Annotated in this window: 1 pseudogene; it reads right to left on the reverse strand. The window is 51.9% G+C overall.

What is annotated here, in order from left to right:
• Positions 1-266 (reverse strand): annotated as a pseudogene (locus BHE89_RS24170) (phage head-tail adapter protein); the annotation flags it as partial.

Here is a 266-nt window from a genome sequence, read left to right on the forward strand (position 1 = left end):
ATTTCCAACTGGTCTCTTGCATCTGCCACCAATTGGCGTTCAAGGGTGACGCCATTTACGGTCTTAACAAATTGCTTTGGCTGACGCTTTACCTTTTTTGGTCTGGACACATCAGAGATAACCGTCACCGGCTTCCCACGCAGTTCACGCGGCAACGGTCCACTTAGCCCCAGAACTAAGCGACGAGCGTACTCATGCTCGTATGGTTTCAACCCTCGACCTTCACAGTACATCTCAGTATCCACCAGCAGATCACCGCGCAGCCT

This window comes from Shigella sp. FC1967, from assembly GCF_001743005.1.
Taxonomy (GTDB): domain Bacteria; phylum Pseudomonadota; class Gammaproteobacteria; order Enterobacterales; family Enterobacteriaceae; genus Proteus.